We start from the raw sequence: 18,636 nt of genomic DNA, 5'->3' as shown, positions 1-18,636 counted from the left end.
GCATGATATTGAATTCCTATGGTGATATGGCGCAGCACCTCTTTCTCCGCAGCCGTAATGCAGAATTGCAGCAGAATATAACCAGGCTCTCCGAAGAGTTTGCTACCGGCAAGTTGTCTAACCTGACCGAGCGGTTGGGCGGTGACTTCACCTATCTGGCGGATCTCGAAAACACTTTAAACCGGCTGGACAGCTATATGGTCGCCAATAGCGAAGTGCAGTTGTTTGCCACCACGACCCAAGGCAGCCTTGATAAGGTCCAGAGCCAGGTCCAAGCGATGCAGAATGACATCCTGTCACTGTCACCTGCCATTGATGTGGCAAACGCAGAGCAGTTCGGAAGCCAGGCCAAGCAAAGACTATCCAGTGCAATCAGCTTGTTGAATGCATCTGTTGGCGGGCGGGCAATCTTTTCGGGCACCGCGACGGATACCAAGCCGCTGAATGACTCAGGCACCCTCATGAGTTCCATCCTCACTGAGGTCTCCGGATTGACGGCAAGCAATGACATCATTCAAGCCGTGAAGGACTGGTTTGATGATCCAGCTGGGTTCGACACTGTCATGTACAACGGTTCCAGCACTTCGCTGCAGCCTGTCACCGTAGGCGAGGGTGAACAGGTTACGCTGGGCATCCGTGCTGATGACGGCAATCTCAAACATGCGTTGCAGAGTTACGTCATTACAGCATTGGCAGATGAACCCAGTCTCGGTTTGACGGATGATGTGAAAGTCGACATTGTCCGCCAGGCCAGCACCGAGCTTACAGACAGTGTGGACAGGCTGATCCAGTTGCAAGCGGATGTCGGCTTTATCGAAGGCCAGCTTGAAGCGGTGAACACCCGCAATGAGGCGTCGAAAACCAGCCTGAGCATTGTCAAAAACAACTTGGTTTCAGCCGATCCTTATGAAACCTATACACGGCTGGAAGAAGCGCAAACGCAGCTTGAAGGTCTTTATACGATCACATCGCGCAGCTCGAAGCTCTCACTGTTGAATTATCTCTGATGCTGGTATTCCTTCGCCTTCTTTTCGCTTGCCTGTTCCTGCTGCCCGCAGTGGCGCAGGCAAATACTATCCGTCTCAAGGACTTGGTTGAATTTGATGGCGTCCGCGGCAACGACCTGGTCGGCTACGGCCTGGTCGTCGGTCTGGACGGCACCGGTGACGGGCTGCGGAATTCGCCATTTACCGAAGAAATCATGTCCAATATTTTGGAGCGGCTTGGTGTCAATGTGACCGGCGAGCAGTTCCGGCCAAAAAACGTTGCTGCGGTCTTTGTAACCGCCACGCTGCCGCCCTTTGCCCGGGTCGGCAGCACTATTGATGTAACGGTGTCGGCCATTGGGGATTCCAAGAGCCTTTTGGGAGGCACCCTGATCATGACACCGCTGAATGCTGCGGATGGTCAGATCTATGCGGTTTCGCAAGGTACAATCCTGGCTGGCGGAGCGGTTGCTGAAGGCGACGCAGCCAGGGTAACCCAGGGGGTTCCAACCGCAGGTGTGATCCCCTCGGGTGCCCGGGTCGAACGTGAGATCGGCTTTGATCTGTCCTCTCTCAGTTCCATGCGTCTGGCCTTGCGGGAACCGGACTTCACCACGGCCGGCCGGATTGAACGGGCGATCAACGATGAGTTCGGCCGCAACGTTGCCCTGATGCGGGATTCAGGAACTGTCGAAGTTGATATCAAGCGCACAAACACCCGCTCGACGGCACACGCGGTGGGCCGGATCGAGAACATCCTGGTTGAACCACAGCGCAAGGCACGGGTTGTGGTGGATCAGCGTTCCGGTACGATTGTTATGGGCAGCGACGTGCGGATTTCACGCGTTGCCGTGGCCCAAGGGAACCTCACTCTGCGGATTGAAGAAACACCGCTGGTGGTTCAGCCTAACCCTTTTGCGAATGGTGAAACGGTTGTCGTTCCGCGCACCGGTGCGGCAATTGAAGAAGAAGAGGGCGTCCAACTTGCTGAAGTGCCGGAGACAACTTCGCTATCCGAAGTCGTGGCAGGTCTAAATGCCTTGGGCGTGTCGCCGCGGGACATGATCGATATCCTCAAAAGCCTGAAAGCAGCCGGTGCACTGCATGCAGAGTTTGTCGTCCGTTAGGTCAGCATGAGCAGACGTGAACAAGAGCCCTGGCCCGTATTGCAGCGCTTTATGCCTTCGCCGGAGGCATACCCTTTGCGGCCGGGACGGGTGTGAGACACGGCACCAGGCGGTGCGGGCCGGTTTTCCCCCGGTCATCCCGCAACACCGCCCAGAAGTCTCCGGTTTTTGAGTTGCCGCAGCCCGGGTTCAGAACCGGGGCGGTGGTTTCGCCGGCATAAAGCCATGTGCTGCCTTTCAGCAGCAGCGCCGCCATCCGGTCAACCAGCTGTTTTACGGACGATGCGCGGGGGCTTTGGCTTTCAGCCCCTTGGGGCAGGCGTATTCGGGCCGGACCGTGACGGTGATATGGTAGCGGGCCGCACTGTAATCCAGCCAGTCGCTGCGTGGCTGCCGCAGTGTACCGGGACTCGCGTCCTTCGCCGGGTTTTGCTGGCCGGCTGTAACCTCTTTGAAGGCGATACCAGCCTATGGGTCCCCGTAGTGGCGGTTTCCAGACCTGCCAGCGCCAGCTGACCCGGGCCAAGCCTTTCCGGTTTCGGGCCGACTGTCCTGTGCCGGCAGTCCTATCTGTTTCTCCAGCGTCTCGACCAGCGCTGTCAGAACGGCAACCAGGGCGCCTTTTTCCGCCGCATCAGCCTGATGATGCTCCCGCGCGGCATGCTCGATGCAGGTGGCGACCCGGGCAGCGTCAAGCGCAGCCTGTTGCGTCTCAAAGGCTTCGATAGCTTCGGGCGGCAAATCCGGAAACGGGCTGAGATCGAACGGCTGCGACATGCGCTTTTCGACCTGCCCCAGCAGAACCGCGCAACAAAACACCGCCTGAACCGCCTCTTGAGCCGCCTTGCCATCACCCGCCGCAGCTGGAGGCAAACCCCGCTGCGCCATCACCCGGCGCCAAACTAAACCCTTGAACGAGGCCTTAAACTGCGCCAGCGAAAGCCGCATCACACCATTCCGAACCTGCAGCCAAACACAGCTTCCGGATTCAAGCAGCTTGCAGACCATAACAAGACCTGTCCCATCCCAGATCAAGGTCTTCAATCTGTCGTCGCGCTTTGACCGGAAGAACACTGTCAGGCCGGAATGCGGATCAGGATTCAGCTCGTTCTGAACTGCCGCGGCCAGCCCGTCGTGGCCGCGGCGAAAATCCATGGGCTTGGCCGCAATCACAGTCGGCAGCCGTTGACCTGCGGCAATCACAATACTGCCCGCAAAACCCGGACCAGGGCCGCGGCTCTCGTCACGTCGGCGTCCGGCGGGATACGCAACGTTAATGGGGCGTGTCTCGGAAGTGGTGGGAATATGAAGGTGGGGTAATCTCCGAGTGAACTGACACCCAGCCAACCGGCGGCTGCAACCGCCAGGGAGATCACGCGAGGAAGCAGGATAGCGGCAGCTCGTCCCTTTCGCCACTGTCCGACGCCTCGGGATATGATCCGATTGAGGATCGCCTTCGGGGTAATGTCTACGTCGCCATCGCGGCGATGTTCGAAGAGGAACGGGCCGAATTTCCTGGCCGCCTCCGCTCTGGCCGCGGCGAAGAACGGGCCAAGGGATCCTGCCACGGTCACCGCAACCGGCAGCTGACCGGCAAATTGGGCAGCGAAACGGTGCGTTTTCCGCGTGCCCGGATTGAGGACGATGCGGGCCCGGCCGCCAAATGGCGCTCGAAAGCGCTGCCGCGCTGCAAGCGGCTGACGAAGAAGGCCGAGGCGCTGAGTGCGGCGAACTGCCTGGCCGGCACCAGCATCCGGCGCGTCAAGCGGGCGCTGTCCGGTCTGTTCGAAGGGGCCGTCAGAAAGGACGTGGTCAGCCGGGTATGGCGCAATCGGCGCCGGGTTGACCTCTCGCAGCGCAAAGCCCCGCCGCCCTGGGCCATAGTGGAAGGGTTGAAGGACGTACCGCAGCGCTCGAACGGATCCGGGGCGCATTTGCCGGCCTGAAGAGGCCGCGCGCCCTTGAAGCGTTGGACCACACCTTGCAGAAGCCGGAACAAGGCGGGATCTCAGGGATCGAGGCACTGGTCAGCGAGGAATACACCAACCGGGAAACCCGCCGGATTGATGTTTCGCTGAAGACCGCTAAGTTGATGCCAATCAAAACACCGAAAGGTTTTGACCTCCCCTTCCAGCCCTCGCTTGATCGGGAACGGATTGCCGCGCTGGCGCGGCTGGACTTCATTCGCCGCACCGAGGTCGCCCACCTCCTGGGCCCTCCTGGTACCGGCAAGTCCCACCTGGCGACGGCACTGGTCGTAGCGGCTGTGAAGGCTGGAAAGCAGGTCTATCGCGCAACATTGGCTGAGCTAATCGGGGCCCTGGTCAAGGCTGAGCGTGACGGGCGCTTGGCCGACAAAATCCGCTTCCATGTAAGACCATCGCTCTTGATCGTGGATGAAACCGGGTACGCCAGGAAACCGCTGGTGGCGTGCGGTGCCGAGCCAAAAAACTACGATGGAACTTCTGGGTTGCGGCACGGGTGAAGGCTGACACCTACCGGTGCCGATGACCTCTAAGCCACTAAGAAACTGCTCGGCTGAAGCCGCGGGCGGCAGATCTCTTCGCAGCAGAACCTCGGAGGGGGGCCGGATGTTCCGCATTCATTGGCCGGGTAAATTTGGCAAGGCGAGCGCAGCAGATCGGAATCACTGGGCGCATCGGCCCGGAATATGCAAGCAGGTAGGTGCAGAGCCGAAGCGTCCAGAAAGAGCCTCCCGGCTTGAGGAAAGAACCGTCACAACGGTTCAGTGCGTTTGACAAAACTGCGGCAATGGCTTCGCTGGCAGGCCAAGGGAACGGCCATTCAAATCCCTACAAGCGTCAAGCGGGGTTTACAGGCTCTTAGATTGCGGCTCTGACTTGTGGGGGCGGAATGCGGCAGAAAAGTTGTGAGGAATTCTTAGATGGGTGAGCTTTTGTTCAAACTACCGGAAACGCTGGTGGTTCCGGTGGCCGGAGAACCGGCTGGATATCCGGTGGGCAGGATATTCTGCGTCGGACGAAATTACGCAGCCCATGCTGCCGAAATGGGCAACGAGGTGGACCGGGAGTCGCCCTTCTACTTCACCAAGGCGGCTGCCAATGCGGTGCTGACAGGTGCAGTCGTGCCTTATCCGCCTGGCACCGAAAACTTTCATTATGAGATGGAGTTGGCGGTGGCGATTGGCGCGCCGGTGTTCCGGGCAGGCGCAGAAGTGGCGCAGGCTGCTGTCTTTGGCTATGGGTGCGCGTTGGATATGACCCGGCGCGATTTGCAGATCCGCGAGCGGCAGAAGCAGCGTCCTTGGGATCTGGGCAAGGATTTGGAAAATGGCACGGTGTTCGCGCCGCTGACCCGGGCGTCAGACTGGGGCAATCCGTCTGGCCGGCGGATCTGGCTGGAGGTGAACGGGGAGGTCCGGCAGGACGCTGCGCTGGAGGATATGATCTGGTCCGTTGAAGAGATTATCTGCCATCTGTCCGGCTTCTATCACCTGCGTCCCGGGGATGTGATTCTGACTGGCACTCCCGCCGGTGTGGGCTCCGTTCAGGCAGGCGACCGGATGCGCGGCGGGGTTGATGGGTTGCCAGCCGTTGACCTGAGGCTGGTTGCTGCGGAATGACACTAGGCGGTGCCAAGCCATGATTGTTGTTGCTATCCGGCGGTCTCGATATGTATCAGTTTAAGGATGGGTACTGGGATCTCCGTAACACATGAGGTGTCGAATTTGTCTGTGACCAGAAAATGCATGCAGAATTCATGAATGATAAATGCATAATCCACTGTTGATAGTTACAAATGCACCTAATAGCAGGTATGCAACTGGTTCGTTTAACGAACCCCATGCGGGGTCATGGCGGCGGAAACAGAAAGAACTCCGCCATTCGTCGCAATAATGTTGCGAGAGCGGCGGGCCCGGTAAATGATTTGGTCTAAGGGAGGACAGACATGACTACTCGGAGAAAGCTTTTGGGGGCAGCGGGGGCCGCAGCCTTGGCAATGTTCGGTGCGATGCCGGCATTTGCTCAGGAGGTGACCCTGAAACTGCACCAGTTCCTGCCAGCACAGGCAAACGTGCCGAAACTGATCCTGGATGTCTGGGCGGACAACATCGAGGAATCCTCGGGCGGGCGCATCAAGATTGACCGCTTCCCGTCGATGCAGCTGGGCGGCAAGCCGCCTGAGCTGATGGACCAAGCCATCGATGGCGTGGCGGATATCGTCTGGACCGTGGTGGGCTATACCCCGGGGCGCTACCCGTCGACCGAAGTGTTTGAGCTGCCGTTCATGATGACCAATGCGCGCGCTGTGTCGCACGCTTATTGGGAAATGTTCGACAAGCACATGAAGGACACCGAGTTCAAGGATGTCCACATCCTGGGTACCTGGGTGCATGGGCCTGGACTGATCCACACTTCGGATCCTGTGGAGACGCCCGAAGATCTGGAAGGCATGAAAATCCGTGGCGGCGGCCGGTCGGTCAACGCACTGCTGACCGAACTGGGTGCAACCCCGGTAGGGATGCCGGTTCCAGCGATACCGGAAGGCCTGTCTAAGGGCGTGATCGACGGCACCACCATTCCGTGGGAAGTGACCTCGGCCCTCAAGGTTCCGGAACTGGTGGAAAACCACACCGAGTTCACCGGCAAAGCGCTTTACACGCTGACCTTTGTTCTGGCGATGAACAAGGAAAAGTACGAGAGCCTGCCGGATGACCTGAAAAAGGCAATCGACGACAATTCCGGCCTGGAATTCTCGGTCTTTGCCGGCGGTACCCAGGCTGATTCCGATGGCCCTTCGCGCGAGATGGCGCTGGATCTGGGCAACAACGTCATCACCCTGGACGAAGAACAGACCGCCATCTGGCGCGAGCATGCGCAGCCGATCTATGACCAGTGGATCGCTGACATGAAGGAAAAGGGCATCGACGGTGCCGCGCTGATCGAGGAAGCCAGCGCGCTGATCGAGAAATACACGCCGCAGTACCAGTAAGGCGTTTAGACTGATAAAGGTGAAGGGCCGCGCGGCATTGGCACTGCGGCCCTTTGCATACCGGAATAAGGCAACTGAACGATGCACAAGCTCATGATGCGGCTGGCCAACTCCATGGCCTACCTGGGCGGTGCGGTCCTCACTCTTCTGATCATTCTGACATGTGTTTCGATCGCCGGGCGTTTGCTCAATGGCTTCTTCCATGGCGAAATGATGGAGCGGATTGCACCGGGGTTCTCAAAGTGGATGACGGGCTGGGTCGGGCCGGTCAACGGCGATTTCGAGCTGGTCGAGGCCGGCGTGGCCTTTGCCATCTTCGCTTTTCTGCCGCTGTGCCAGATTACCGCGGGCCATGCCTCGGTTGATGTGGTCGCCAATGCGTTTCCGCGCGGCGTGAAGCGGTTTCTGCGGATGGTGACCGAAGTTGTCTTTGCCGTGGCTCTGGTTCTGATTGCCTGGCGGCTAGGGGCCGGGCTTGCGGGCAAGTATTCCAATGGCGAAACTTCCTTCCTGCTCGAATTCCCGGTCTGGTGGACTTACGCCATCAGCTTAGTGGCGGCGGTCGTAGCGGCCATCGTCGGCATCTACATGGGTGCAATCCGCACCATAGAATTTTTTACCGGCCGGATCCTGATCTGGGACGGCGTGGAGGGCGAACAGTGACGGCTCTTGAAATTGGCATCGCCTCCTTCCCGGTTCTGATGCTGCTGATCTTTCTGCGGGTTCCTATCGGCCTTTCTATGTTTCTGGTCGGCCTTGGCGGCCTGATCTGGGTTACGGATGGCACACAGGTGGCGTTCGGTCGGCTGAAAAGCGAGACCTATTCGACCTTCTCTTCCTATTCGCTGACCATCGTGCCGATGTTCCTGCTGATGGGTCATTTCGCGACCCTGGGCGGCATGTCCACCGCGTTGTTCAAAGCGGCTGAAGGGTTCCTGGGCCACCGCAAAGGCGGTGTTGCGATGGCCGCCATCGGTGCCTGTGCAGGCTTTGGCGCGATCTGCGGTTCGTCTTTGGCTACCGCTGCGACGATGGGCCGGGTCGCGCTGCCCGAGCTGAAGCAATACGGTTACGCCGGCGGGTTTTCGACTGCGACACTGGCGGCGGGCGGCACGTTGGGCATCCTGATCCCACCCTCGGTGGTGCTGGTGATCTATGCCATCCTGACCGAGCAGAACATTGCCAAGCTGTTCCTGTCGGCCTTCGTCCCCGGCCTGCTGGCGGCGCTGGGCTATGTGATCGCGATCTCTATCTATGTGCGCCTGTTCCCGGAAAGTGCCGGCACCCGCCCGCCGGTGCCAATGCGCGAGCGGTTTGCGGCACTGGTGCACGTCTGGCCGGTGCTGCTGGTGTTTGGCCTTGTGGTGGGCGGCATTTATCTCGGCTGGTTCACACCGACCGAGGGCGCGGCTGTGGGCGCATTCGGAACTGGCTTCATAGCCTGGACCAATGGGGGGCTGACCCGCGAGACGCTGGCAGACAGCTTCCTGGTGACGGCGCGCTCCACTGCAATGATCTTCTTCATCGTGCTGGGTGCTGGCTTTTACAATGGGTTCCTGGCGCTCACAAAAGTACCGCAAGAGCTGGCTGATTTCGTTGTAAGTCAGGGGCTCAGCCCTTGGGTCGTGCTGGCGCTCATCCTGGGGTTCTACTTGGTTTTCGGCTGCCTGATGGACTCTCTGTCGATGATCTTGCTGACAATCCCGATTTTCTTTCCGGTAATCTCGGCGATGGATTTCGGTCTGCTGTCGCTGCCCGCGATGCAGGCGGATGCGGCGATGGAGGTGCTGAAGGCTGGAGTGCCTGAGGGTATGGGGGCAGAGATGCTTGCCTCGATCAAGGACGCCATTGCTGCCGGAGCAGAGCTTACCCGCGAGCAGATGAAGGAACTGGGCATCCGCATAACCGAAGGCCGGGTTAACCGGATCGAGGCGGAATATGTCGCCATCTGGTTCGGGATTCTGGTGCTCATCGTGGTCGAGGTCGGACTGATTACCCCGCCGGTGGGGATGAACCTGTTCATCATCAATGCGATGGACCGTAAGACCCGGATGATCGACACCTACAAGGCAGTGATGTTCTTTGTTGCCTCCGATATTATCCGAGTGATCATTCTGGTGGCCTTTCCGGTCATTACCCTGCTGCCGCTGATGCTGATGCAATGAGGGCGCTGGTATGACAAAAGATAACTCCGCTTTGGTGCAGCAGGGATTTACCCATGAAATCCGCGTGGGCTGGGGTGACTGCGATCCGGCCCGGATAGCCTATACCGGACGGCTCCCGGCCTTTGCGCTGGAAGCGATTGACGCCTGGTGGGAGCACCACTTGGGCGGTGATGGCTGGTACCAGATGGAACTGGACCGCGGCACTGGCACGCCGTTTGTGCATATGAGCATCGATTTTCGCTCTCCAGTTACCCCGCGGCACCGGCTGATCTGCGATGTCTGGCCCTCCGCTCTTGGCAGTAAGTCGGTGACCTTCCGTGTGAACGCGCGGCAGAATGAAAAGCTGTGTTTCGAAGGCAGGTTTGTTTGCGTTTTCATTGCTCCGGAGAGCTTCAGAGCAAAACCCGCGCCGAAAGATTACCGGCAAGTGATCGAAGCGAACCTGGGGCCGGAGTAGTTTCGGTCAGCGCAGCCAGCCGTCTGTGAAGCATACTCTGCTGAGGTCTGCAAAGCGTGCAACCCGGTCCAGTTCTGCCTCCAGCCGCTTGGCACGGGCCGGTGACCATTTGACATCCTGCTCGGGCCAGACGGCGGTGACGCGCAGACATTCTGCGTCCCGGTCAGCCTTCATATCGATGCGGCCAACCAGACGTGTGCCTTCCAGCAATGGAAAAACGTAATAGCCGTACTGGCGCTTGGGCGCGGGGGTGAAAACCTCGATCCTATAGCGGAAACCGAACAGCCGTTCCGCTCGTTTGCGGTCGCGCAGGACGGGGTCAAAGGGACTAAGCACCCGCATCCTGCCTGGTGCCGGACCCAATTCCGTTGCGGCTTTCACGGTGCCAGGACGGGTGAACGTTTTACGCGCCTTGCCGTCGGCCTGTTCGATTTCAATTTCTTCCAGTTCTCCCAGACGTGTCTGTTCGGCGCACCAGCTCTTGGCTTCCGCCGGAGAGGCGGTGTCCCAGAATGCGGCAAGCTCGCCGGAGGTGGCAAAGCCCAAGCGGTCCAGCGCGGCGGAACAAAGCCAGTTAATGGTCGCGGTCTCGTCGCAGGAGGGGCCAGGGCGCAGATGCTCGTCGATCACCCGCTCGGTCAGGTCATATTGTTTCTGAAACCCGTCGCGACCCACCACAGTCAGCGCGCCGGAACGCCAGAGATACTCTAGCGCGGTTTTAGACGGGTGCCAGTCCCACCAGCCGCCGGAGCCTTTTTTCTCGTCCTTGCCCACGTCAGAGGAGCTGACTGGCCCATGATCCCGCACGTGGTTCAGAACTTTCCCGAACCGTTCTTCAAACCCGTCGCGCCGCCAATTGCGCCAGCGCTTGCGCAGCAGTTCGGTGTCACGGCGGAACCGTAAGTGCCAATGCGGGTAGAACGCCATCGGGATCATCGCGGCATCGTGGGTCCAGTGCTCAAACAATCCCCGGTCGCGTTCGTATAACTGTTTTAAATGCTTGGCGCGGTATCCCGCCCGACGTGAATAAAGGATCATGTCATGCGCCCGCGCCACCGTGCTGATGCTGTCGAGTTGAACAAAACCCAGCCGCTGTATCAGCGACAGAAGTTCTGCCCCCCTGGCCGGTCCCGCTGGCTGCTCCAGCAGGGCGTGACGGTCCAGGAACAACCGCCGCGCGCATTGATTGGTCAGCCGGGTCAACGCCGTTTCAGGGTGTCACCAAAGGATATCGTGGGGGTCAGTGTGACATGCTTTTCGATCTCTGCGTCGGGATCTTCCAACTGTGCCGCGATGATTTCGGCCGCTTTGCGCCCGATGTCCAGGCGGCAGGCATCCATCGTGGCCAGCTTGCGGGGCAGACCCTGCAGCAGCTCCACTCCATTGAAACCTGCAAGACCAATTTGACCGGGAACACTAATTCCCTGATCCTGCAGGTACAGCAATCCGCCTGCGCCGATCATATCGTTGGAATAGTAAAGAAAATCAAGATCTGGTGAGCGTTCTAGCATGGCCTGGGTCATCTCGCGGCCTTTAGCGAGCGCCGAGCCGCCGGAATAAAACTCGCGGTCTTCAATTTCCACGCCTTCCTTGGCCAGCGCTTCGGTGAAACCTTCGAACCGCTTCCGGGCACGGTGGTCCAAGGGCATCTTGGTGCCCATGAAGCCAATGTGCCGGTAGCCGGCTTTGAGGATCGCCTTCGCCATTTCACGGCCCGCGCGGCGGTGGGAAATACCGACCATCGCATCCACCGGCTTGCCATCGGTATCCATGATTTCCACCACCGGAATACCGGCGCTGTTCAGCATGGCACGGGCAGCCTCGGTATGTTCCAACCCGGCAATGATCACGCCGGAGGGACGCCACGAGAGCATCTCGTAGAGCACTTTTTCCTCCTTCTCGGGCTGGTAGTCGGTGACACCGACCACCGGCTGCAGTTCGGTGTTTTCCAGCACCTTGTTGACGCCGGTCAGCACCTCTGGGAAAACCATGTTCGACAGCGACGGGATGATCACCGCCACCAGGTTCACGCGGTTCGAGGCCAGCGCGCCGGCGATCTTGTTGGGCACATAGCCCAGTTCCTTGGCGGCGCTCAGCACTTTGGTTCGGGTTTTTTCCGACACGTCGCCGCGGTTGCGCAGCACTCGGCTCACGGTCATTTCGGAGACACCGGTTGCTTCGGATACATCGCGAAGGGTGAGAGGGCGCTTGCTGTCCGTGGTCACGTTCCTGAGCCTCGTGTTATTGCTGTGTGCAACGTTAGCGCAGACATCGGGCGCTGCACAATGGAAACTGCGCGCGGCAAATCGGCAACTGGCTGCGCCCATCCCATTGTGATCGCAGGAGGGATTTGTTATCTCGTAGCCAGGCATGGCTCCGTGGCTCAACTGGATAGAGCAGCCCCCTCCTAAGGGGCAGGTTGCAGGTTCGAATCCTGCCGGGGTCGCCAATGTCCCATTATTGCCAATAAGGCATAAGGATGCATGCTTCTCTTATTCGGAAACAGGGGGCTCTGATTACACCAACCGTTGGGACACTGCTCAAAAAGCTGTAAGGTTTTGAAAGAATTGGTGCCGGTGATAGGACTCGAACCTACGACCCCATCATTACGAATGACGTGCTCTACCAGCTGAGCTACACCGGCGCTGTTTTTCGCTTGCCGCGGAAAACAATGATGCCCGTTTAACCACTGCCTGACTACCGCGCAAGTGCGGATCCTGAGGATTCTTCCGGTTTCCCTGGTGCAGCGCATTTGGTGCTGGGCAGTTCGCCAAACCGAGTGCGGTAGAGCTGAGAAAACCGGCCTAAGTGAGAAACGCCCCAGTGATCTGCAATGCTGTGGGCCGGCGTCTCGGCGGGCCTGAGCAGTAGAAGATAGTGAGCCAGACAAAGCTGCAGACCGGGCAGATACACCACCGGCGTCAAGTCAAATATCTGGCGGAAACCGGTTTGCAGGGTGCAGTTACTGCATCCTGCCGCGGCTATATCCAGGACGGTTAATGGGTTCCTGCATGTGCGTGAATAGTTGAGCAAATTGCTTCACAAGGAGCCCGAGCTTATGGCCGGTATCTGGCGACGGCGCGCAACACACCGCGGCCTCAAATGTGCCTGTGTGCCCGTAGGAAGCGGCGTGCGTAGCAACGCTTCAGCGGATGGTTGTCATCTGCTGCGAAGTGCTGAATTCCAATGTTCGGGAAAATGGTGCCCAGGAGAGGACTCGAACCTCCACGTCCATACGGACACTAGCACCTGAAGCTAGCGCGTCTACCAATTCCGCCACCTGGGCAGGTGTCGTGAGATCGGCGTATAAGATGGTTCGTTGGGAGCGTCAAACGGAAAACCATCTCAATTCCAGCTTCGGCTTGAATGCCGGTCCCGTTCAACTCAACGCTAAGTGAGAAAGTCCATCTTAAACGCAACATGGGTCAGGAAACTTGCCCAGGCCTGCTGTGTTGCGTTGTTTCAGTCCGGGCCCAGCGTGTCGGCGAGGGCACCAGTAAAACTGTCTATGAAGCCATGGAAATGGGCGTCTTACACCTCAAGTCAGCGGTGCTTTTCACCCTGCTGCTGCAGGAGCTAATCCAGCCGCTCGAAATCATCCTGCGCTTCGGCGATATGGGATAGCAAGCCGAGAATTTTTCCTCTTTCTGGGTCAGATTGTCAGGAAACAGGCTCCGGGTATCCGGGCAGGCGGCAAAGAATTCTGCGTAGAATGGCGGTACAAAGGCTACGATATTCATCCGTTCGCTTTTAAAGCATTGCCGGATCAGTTCTTTGTCCTGCTCGCTTATCATTGGAGCCAAGCCCCTGAACAGGTTAAGAAACAAAGGTGTTTTCGCTGCATCGCTTCATACTGGCAATGAAGGGTTGCAAGCGGGATTGACCAACCTGCCGAACCCGCGGGAAGCTGTTAACGGCTCCTGTAGTTTTCGACCCTAATGGGGCCGCAGCTCTCGTTTTGCTCCTTGTTCGGCGTCCCTTGCGGCGCTAGAGCTTAGGGGCAGCTAAGTTCAGGAGCCAAATGATGTCCAAACTGGTCACGATCTATGGCGGATCCGGTTTCGTGGGCCGCTACATTACGCGGCGCATGGCCAAGGAAGGCTGGCGCGTGCGGGTGGCTGTGCGTCGTCCCAACGAAGCCATACATGTAAAGCCTTACGGCGTTCCGGGCCAGGTTGAGCCAGTGTTCTGCAACATCCGCGATGAAATGTCTGTAGCCATGGTGATGCAGGGCGCGGATGCGGTGGTGAACTGTGTCGGTGTCCTGAATGAAGTGGGAAAGAACACATTTGGCACTATCCATTGCGAAGGCGCGGACCGTATCGCGCGCATTGCTTCGCAGCAGGGCGTGTCCAGCTTGGTGCATATCTCGGCGATAGGCGCTGATGCCGATGGGCCCAGTGATTATGCCAAGACCAAAGCCGCGGGAGAAGCCGCGGTGCTGCAGAGCTTTCCAGGTGCAGTGATTCTGCGCCCCTCGGTAATCTTTGGAACCGAGGATGGATTTTTCAACCGCTTTGCCGGCATGACCCGGCTATCGCCGATCCTGCCGATTGCGGCGGGCTCCACCAATTTCCAGCCGGTATTTGTGGATGATGTGGCCAAAGCCGCGGCCAAGGCGGCACTGGGATTGGCTGAAGGCGGCATCTACGAACTTGGCGGTCCCGAGGTCAAAAGCTTCCACACGCTGATGGCGCAGATGCTGCAGGTGATCCACCGCCGCCGCTTGATCTTGTCGCTGCCGCGCCCTGCCGCGTGGCTGGTGGCCTTTGGGTTCGACATGCTGCAGGCGGCCAGCTTCCAGCTGATTGAGAATAAGGTGCTGACACGCGACCAGTTGCGGAGTCTGAAGGCGGACAATGTGGTGTCGGAGGGCGCCAAGGGATTTGGAGATCTAGGTATCACCCCCGTGACCGTAGGGTCGGTTCTGCCTGATTACCTGTGGAAATTCCGCCCCTCCGGCCAGTACGACGAGATGACCAGTTCGGCTCGGAATTTGCGTAACGGTGCCTGATAACTTTGCCGGTTCAAGGGGGTGAATGCGCGGGGATTTCTCCGCGCTTTTTCGTTTCAGCCTCAGCTGCCGTAGGCGATGGACAGAAGAACAGCGCCCAGGATCACCCGGTAGATCACATAAGGGGTGAAACTGACTGAGCGCAGCAGCCGCATCATCAGGCTAAGTGCGGCCAGCGCCGACAGCATCGCCAGAGCCGCAGCAATCCCTGCGTCCCGCATCAGCGCGGTATTGGCTTCCAGTGCGGCTTCGGTGCCCAGCAGCACGCCGGAGGCGATGATGGTCGGGATCGACATCAACATGGCAATGCGGGCGCCGTCCTCGCGGGTATAGCCCAGTTGGCGCGCGCCGGTGATGGTGATGCCCGAGCGCGAAGTACCGGGGATCAGTGCCAGCATCTGCCAAAGACCCATGATCAGGGCATCGCGGATGCCCCAGTCGCTGGATTGTTTGATCTGAGCACCTTTCTGATCGGCCCAATACAGAACCAGCCCGAAGCCCAGCATGGTCCAGCCGATTACTGCCATTGACCGCAAAGAATGGCTGAGGCCGGTGAAATGCAGCATCGCGCCGAACAGGACAGTGGGGATGGTGGCGATAATCAGACCCATGGCAATTTTGGATCCGGGGGTGTCCAGTCGACCGGTCAGGGCGCGGGGCAGACCCGCGAGGCCTTCACGCACATCACGCCAGAAGAAGATCAGCACCGCGGCCAGGGTGCCGACATGCACAGCAACGTCAATCACCTGTCCTTGATCCTTGAGCCCTGTCAATCCGGGCAGCAGAATCAGGTGGCCGGAGGAGGATACAGGCAGGAATTCGGTAATACCTTGGATAAGCGCAACCAGGACCAGTTGGAAAAGCGGCATCCTGTAATCATCCCTCACTGGCCGCGGGCGGGCCGTAAACTGTCGTGACTCTGTATAAATCCCGGTTCCGGTTTGGAAAGCGGATATTAAGGTCCGGTTCGGTCTTAAAAATTCTGTACATTTCTGAAAAACAGGGTATCAGAAATCAAGCGCTGGCAAAATAGGTCAGCAAAGTTGACATAAAAGCGTAACCGTACCTGCAAAGGTGCCTGCGCAGCCAGACAAACGATGGAGTCCAGCCCGTGGCCAAGCAACCGATGCTGAAATTCGTGCAGATCGAACGCGACATGCCTCAAAAGCGTGACGCAAGTGTACGCAAGGAAGACTTCAATGAGATCTACGCAGAGTACGCAGCTGCCAAGGCCGAGGAGCAGGCCAGCCGCTGCAGCCAGTGCGGTGTGCCTTATTGCCAAAGCCACTGCCCGCTGCACAACAATATCCCGGACTGGCTCCGCCTGACTGCGACCGGCCGTTTGGAAGAGGCCTATGCCGCCAGCCAGGCCACCAATACCTTTCCCGAGATCTGCGGCCGCATCTGCCCGCAAGACCGCTTGTGCGAAGGCAATTGCGTGATCGAGCAGTCAGGTCATGGCACCGTGACCATCGGTTCGGTTGAGAAATACATCACCGACACCGCCTGGGACAACGGCTGGGTGAAACCCGCAGCGCCCTTGGCCGAGCGCAGCGAGAGCGTCGGCATCATCGGCGGCGGCCCCGGCGGTCTGGCGGCGGCGGACATGCTGCGCAAGGCGGGCGTGCAGGTCACCGTTTATGACCGCTATGACCGGGCCGGCGGGCTGCTGATGTACGGCATCCCCAGCTTCAAGCTGGAAAAGGACGTGGTTGAGCGCCGCAACAAGTTGCTGGCGGACGGCGGCGTTACCTTCAAGCTGAACTGCAATGTCGGCGAGGACATCACGTTCGAGGACATCCCCGCCCAGCATGATGCGGTGATTATTGCCACCGGCGTCTATAAATCGCGTGATCTGGCGATGCCGGGCAGCGGTTCGGAAGGCATCGTCAAGGCGATCGACTTCCTGTGCGCGTCGAACAAAAAGAGCTTTGGCGATGAGGTTGCCGAATTCGACAATGGTGACCTGAATGCCGAAGGCAAGAAGGTCGTGGTGATCGGCGGCGGCGATACTGCAATGGACTGTGTGCGGACCTCGATCCGCCAGGGCGCAACCAGCGTCAAATGCCTGTACCGCCGCGACCGTGCCAATATGCCTGGTTCCCAGCGCGAGACCCAGAACGCCGAGGAAGAAGGCGTGATCTTCGAATGGCTGTCAGCGCCCAAGGGCTTTACCGATGAAGGCGGCAAAGTTGCCGGCGTGATGGTGCAGAAAATGCGCTTGGGTCAACCGGATGCTTCAGGCCGCCAGGCACCGGAAGTGATCGAAGGCGCGGACTACGTCGAAGAGGCCGACTTGGTCATCAAGGCGCTGGGCTTTGAGCCGGAAGAACTGCCCGTGCTGTGGAACCAGCCGGAGCTGCCGGTGACCCGCTGGGGCACCGTCAAGGCAGCCTTCAAGACCGGCGCGACCGATTTGGACGGCGTCTATGCGGTGGGTGACATCGTGCGCGGCGCTTCGCTGGTGGTCTGGGCGATCAAGGACGGCCGCGACTGCGCTGAAGCGATCCTCGAGAAACTGAACAGCAAAGCCGCGGTGGCGGCGGAATAACCCGGCACCTCCTGTACACCGTCTGTGCACCCCCTGTGCACTGGCGGAGCAGCGAGCGAACCGCAGCAAGGTCAATACTACTGACCCAGCCAGCAGAAGGACAATGGACATGAGCGAATTGCAGGGACAATGCATGTGCGGCGCGGTGACCGTCACCGCCACCCCGGCGCGCGAGTCCATTTCCGCCTGCCATTGCGAGATGTGCCAGCGCTGGGCCAGCGGTCCTTACCTGAGCTTTCAGGCGGCCAGCGGCTATGCGGCGCTGGGGCCGGTGCATACATATGAATCCTCCGGCTGGGCCGAGCGTGCGTTCTGCGGCAAATGCGGATCGGCGCTGTGGTACAGGATGACCGCAGGAGAACATAAGGGCCAGACGCAGATGTCGGCTGGCTTGTTTGAAAACGCAGGCGGCAATGAGTTGCGCCTGGAACTTTACATCGACAAGAAGCCAGCGGGCTACGCCTTCGACAGCAAAAGCCGGAAACTGACCGGCGCCGACGTGATCGAGATGTTTGCCCCCTCCGTAGAAGGAACCAGCCAATGACCAAATATGATGCCGATTGGGTGCGCGCCGAGGAAGCCAAGCGCAAGTGGATGGCTGAAAACGGCCTGTATTCCGAGGAGGAAGAGCATTCTTCCTGCGGCGTGGGCCTGGTGGTCTCGGTTGACGGCAAGAAAAGCCGCAAGGTGGTTGAGGCCGGCATTGATGCGCTGAAGGCGATCTGGCATCGCGGCGCGGTCGATGCGGACGGCAAGACCGGCGACGGCGCGGGCATCCATGTGCAGATCCCGGTTCCGTTCTTCTATGACCAGATCCGCCGCACCGGCCACGAGCCGCGCCAGGATGAGCTGATGGCCGTGGGACAGGTGTTCCTGCCGCGCACGGACTTTGGTGCGCAGGAACGTTGCCGGACCATCGTGGAAACCGAAGTTCTGCGTATGGGGTATTCGATCTATGGCTGGCGCCATGTGCCGGTGGATGTGGCCTGCCTGGGTGAGAAGGCCAATGCGACCCGCCCGGAGATCGAGCAGATCCTGATTTCCAACGCCAAAGGCGTGGATGAGGAAACATTCGAGCGTGAACTGTATGTGATCCGCCGCCGGATCGAGAAGGCGGCTAATGCCGCGGCGATCTCGGGCCTTTATATTGCATCGCTCAGCTGCCGCTCGATTATTTACAAAGGGATGATGCTGGCCGAGCAGGTTGCAGTGTTCTATCCGGACCTGATGGACGCGCGGTTCGAAAGCGCCTTTGCGATCTATCACCAGCGGTATTCCACCAACACCTTCCCGCAGTGGTGGCTGGCACAGCCGTTCCGCATGCTGGCCCACAACGGCGAGATCAACACGCTGAAGGGCAAC

17 protein-coding genes, 3 tRNA genes and 3 pseudogenes are annotated in these 18,636 nt (G+C 59.2%); 15 read left to right on the top strand and 8 right to left on the bottom strand.

Features of this window, described 5'->3' with window-relative positions:
* Window positions 1–2 precede the first annotated feature (2 nt).
* Both VOI29_RS06655 and VOI29_RS06650 read left to right on the top strand, forming a co-directional pair.
* Window positions 3–1,007 carry a flagellin gene (locus VOI29_RS06655; protein WP_323776990.1) on the top strand — a complete coding sequence of 335 codons (1,005 nt, stop codon included), beginning with the start codon at window positions 3–5 and terminating at the stop codon, window positions 1,005–1,007.
* Window positions 1,007–2,113, top strand: coding sequence for a flagellar basal body P-ring protein FlgI (locus tag VOI29_RS06650; RefSeq protein WP_323776988.1), 1,107 nt, complete (start codon window positions 1,007–1,009; stop codon window positions 2,111–2,113). The genes VOI29_RS06655 and VOI29_RS06650 overlap by 1 nt, the downstream gene beginning before the upstream one ends.
* 56 nt (window positions 2,114–2,169) lie before the next feature.
* Here VOI29_RS06650 and VOI29_RS24590 read toward each other — a convergent pair.
* Window positions 2,170–2,506, bottom strand: a pseudogene (locus VOI29_RS24590) (IS66 family transposase); the annotation flags it as partial.
* Window positions 2,507–2,581: 75 nt separating this feature from the next.
* Window positions 2,582–3,286 (bottom strand): IS66 family insertion sequence element accessory protein TnpB, encoded by a 705-nt coding sequence (gene tnpB / locus VOI29_RS06640; protein WP_323776985.1) that lies wholly within the window; start codon window positions 3,284–3,286, stop codon window positions 2,582–2,584.
* 242 nt (window positions 3,287–3,528) lie between these two features.
* On the opposite strand from tnpB, the pseudogene VOI29_RS06635 reads away from it, so the two are divergent.
* The 7 genes and pseudogenes from VOI29_RS06635 to VOI29_RS06605 form a co-directional block, all read left to right on the top strand.
* Window positions 3,529–3,942, top strand: a pseudogene (locus tag VOI29_RS06635) (transposase); the annotation flags it as partial.
* A gap of 140 nt (window positions 3,943–4,082) precedes the next feature.
* On the top strand, window positions 4,083–4,598 hold the full coding sequence (locus VOI29_RS06630) for an ATP-binding protein (protein WP_323776984.1): 516 nt from the start codon (window positions 4,083–4,085) through the stop codon (window positions 4,596–4,598).
* A 420-nt stretch (window positions 4,599–5,018) separates the two neighbouring features.
* Window positions 5,019–5,717 carry a fumarylacetoacetate hydrolase family protein gene (locus VOI29_RS06625; RefSeq protein WP_323776982.1) on the top strand — a complete coding sequence of 233 codons (699 nt, stop codon included), beginning with the start codon at window positions 5,019–5,021 and terminating at the stop codon, window positions 5,715–5,717.
* A gap of 326 nt (window positions 5,718–6,043) precedes the next feature.
* On the top strand, window positions 6,044–7,087 hold the full coding sequence (locus VOI29_RS06620) for a TRAP transporter substrate-binding protein (RefSeq protein WP_323776980.1): 1,044 nt from the start codon (window positions 6,044–6,046) through the stop codon (window positions 7,085–7,087).
* An 81-nt stretch (window positions 7,088–7,168) separates the two neighbouring features.
* Window positions 7,169–7,750 carry a TRAP transporter small permease gene (locus VOI29_RS06615; protein ID WP_323776979.1) on the top strand — a complete coding sequence of 194 codons (582 nt, stop codon included), beginning with the start codon at window positions 7,169–7,171 and terminating at the stop codon, window positions 7,748–7,750.
* Window positions 7,747–9,252 (top strand): TRAP transporter large permease, encoded by a 1,506-nt coding sequence (locus VOI29_RS06610; RefSeq protein WP_323776978.1) that lies wholly within the window; start codon window positions 7,747–7,749, stop codon window positions 9,250–9,252. The genes VOI29_RS06615 and VOI29_RS06610 overlap by 4 nt, the downstream gene beginning before the upstream one ends.
* Before the next feature lie 10 nt (window positions 9,253–9,262).
* Window positions 9,263–9,709: a thioesterase family protein gene (locus VOI29_RS06605; RefSeq protein WP_323776976.1), complete on the top strand. Its 447-nt coding sequence runs from the start codon at window positions 9,263–9,265 to the stop codon at window positions 9,707–9,709.
* A gap of 6 nt (window positions 9,710–9,715) precedes the next feature.
* Here VOI29_RS06605 and VOI29_RS06600 read toward each other — a convergent pair whose 3' ends face one another.
* Window positions 9,716–10,912: a winged helix-turn-helix domain-containing protein gene (locus VOI29_RS06600; protein ID WP_323776974.1), complete on the bottom strand. Its 1,197-nt coding sequence runs from the start codon at window positions 10,910–10,912 to the stop codon at window positions 9,716–9,718.
* A complete protein-coding gene (locus VOI29_RS06595; protein ID WP_323776972.1) occupies window positions 10,909–11,934 on the bottom strand; it encodes a LacI family DNA-binding transcriptional regulator in 1,026 nt (341 codons plus the stop codon). The genes VOI29_RS06600 and VOI29_RS06595 overlap by 4 nt, the downstream gene beginning before the upstream one ends.
* 147 nt (window positions 11,935–12,081) lie before the next feature.
* Between VOI29_RS06595 and VOI29_RS06590 the strand changes: the two genes are divergently transcribed.
* Window positions 12,082–12,158 (top strand) — tRNA-Arg (locus tag VOI29_RS06590).
* Between the two features lie 119 nt (window positions 12,159–12,277).
* Here VOI29_RS06590 and VOI29_RS06585 read toward each other — a convergent pair.
* The 3 genes from VOI29_RS06585 to VOI29_RS06575 all read right to left on the bottom strand — a co-directional run bounded on the left by VOI29_RS06585 (window position 12,278) and on the right by VOI29_RS06575 (window position 12,995).
* Window positions 12,278–12,353: transfer RNA gene (locus tag VOI29_RS06585), tRNA-Thr, on the bottom strand.
* 53 nt (window positions 12,354–12,406) lie between these two features.
* Window positions 12,407–12,742, bottom strand: coding sequence for a helix-turn-helix domain-containing protein (locus VOI29_RS06580; protein WP_323776970.1), 336 nt, complete (start codon window positions 12,740–12,742; stop codon window positions 12,407–12,409).
* 166 nt (window positions 12,743–12,908) lie between these two features.
* Window positions 12,909–12,995 (bottom strand) — tRNA-Leu (locus VOI29_RS06575).
* An 80-nt stretch (window positions 12,996–13,075) separates the two neighbouring features.
* On the opposite strand from VOI29_RS06575, the gene VOI29_RS06570 reads away from it, so the two are divergent.
* A complete protein-coding gene (locus tag VOI29_RS06570) occupies window positions 13,076–13,333 on the top strand; it encodes a hypothetical protein (protein ID WP_323776968.1) in 258 nt (85 codons plus the stop codon).
* Window positions 13,334–13,733: 400 nt separating this feature from the next.
* Window positions 13,734–14,723 (top strand): complex I NDUFA9 subunit family protein, encoded by a 990-nt coding sequence (locus VOI29_RS06565; RefSeq protein ID WP_323776966.1) that lies wholly within the window; start codon window positions 13,734–13,736, stop codon window positions 14,721–14,723.
* A gap of 62 nt (window positions 14,724–14,785) precedes the next feature.
* Here VOI29_RS06565 and VOI29_RS06560 read toward each other — a convergent pair whose 3' ends face one another.
* Window positions 14,786–15,592, bottom strand: coding sequence for an undecaprenyl-diphosphate phosphatase (locus tag VOI29_RS06560; RefSeq protein ID WP_323776964.1), 807 nt, complete (start codon window positions 15,590–15,592; stop codon window positions 14,786–14,788).
* 242 nt (window positions 15,593–15,834) lie between these two features.
* Between VOI29_RS06560 and VOI29_RS06555 the strand changes: the two genes are divergently transcribed.
* From VOI29_RS06555 to VOI29_RS06545, 3 genes and pseudogenes are all read left to right on the top strand, one after another.
* Window positions 15,835–17,274, top strand: a complete 1,440-nt coding sequence (locus tag VOI29_RS06555; RefSeq protein ID WP_323776962.1) for an NAD(P)-dependent oxidoreductase — start codon at window positions 15,835–15,837, stop codon at window positions 17,272–17,274.
* A 109-nt stretch (window positions 17,275–17,383) separates the two neighbouring features.
* The gene (locus tag VOI29_RS06550) at window positions 17,384–17,818 is read left to right on the top strand and encodes a GFA family protein (protein ID WP_323776959.1); all 435 of its coding nucleotides are present in this window, start codon (window positions 17,384–17,386) and stop codon (window positions 17,816–17,818) included.
* Window positions 17,815–18,636: pseudogene (locus VOI29_RS06545) on the top strand (glutamate synthase large subunit); the annotation flags it as partial. The gene VOI29_RS06550 and the pseudogene VOI29_RS06545, both read left to right, overlap by 4 nt.

The organism is Leisingera sp., from assembly GCF_034669605.1.
Classification (GTDB): domain Bacteria; phylum Pseudomonadota; class Alphaproteobacteria; order Rhodobacterales; family Rhodobacteraceae; genus Leisingera.
The sequence above is the reverse complement of the archived record's forward strand: the minus strand, read 5'-3'. Positions and strand labels throughout refer to the sequence as shown.

Bases quoted from the DNA above. Each gene is read 5' to 3' on its own strand.
- VOI29_RS06655 (WP_323776990.1), top strand. From the start codon at position 3: ATGATATTGAATTCCTATGGTGATATGGCGCAGCACCTCTTTCTCCGC.
- VOI29_RS06650 (WP_323776988.1), top strand. From the start codon at position 1,007: ATGCTGGTATTCCTTCGCCTTCTTTTCGCTTGCCTGTTCCTGCTGCCC.
- VOI29_RS06625 (WP_323776982.1), top strand. From the start codon at position 5,019: ATGGGTGAGCTTTTGTTCAAACTACCGGAAACGCTGGTGGTTCCGGTG.
- VOI29_RS06620 (WP_323776980.1), top strand. From the start codon at position 6,044: ATGACTACTCGGAGAAAGCTTTTGGGGGCAGCGGGGGCCGCAGCCTTG.
- VOI29_RS06615 (WP_323776979.1), top strand. From the start codon at position 7,169: ATGCACAAGCTCATGATGCGGCTGGCCAACTCCATGGCCTACCTGGGC.
- VOI29_RS06605 (WP_323776976.1), top strand. From the start codon at position 9,263: ATGACAAAAGATAACTCCGCTTTGGTGCAGCAGGGATTTACCCATGAA.
- VOI29_RS06570 (WP_323776968.1), top strand. From the start codon at position 13,076: ATGCCGGTCCCGTTCAACTCAACGCTAAGTGAGAAAGTCCATCTTAAA.
- VOI29_RS06565 (WP_323776966.1), top strand. From the start codon at position 13,734: ATGTCCAAACTGGTCACGATCTATGGCGGATCCGGTTTCGTGGGCCGC.
- VOI29_RS06560 (WP_323776964.1), bottom strand. From the start codon at position 15,592: ATGCCGCTTTTCCAACTGGTCCTGGTTGCGCTTATCCAAGGTATTACC.
- VOI29_RS06550 (WP_323776959.1), top strand. From the start codon at position 17,384: ATGAGCGAATTGCAGGGACAATGCATGTGCGGCGCGGTGACCGTCACC.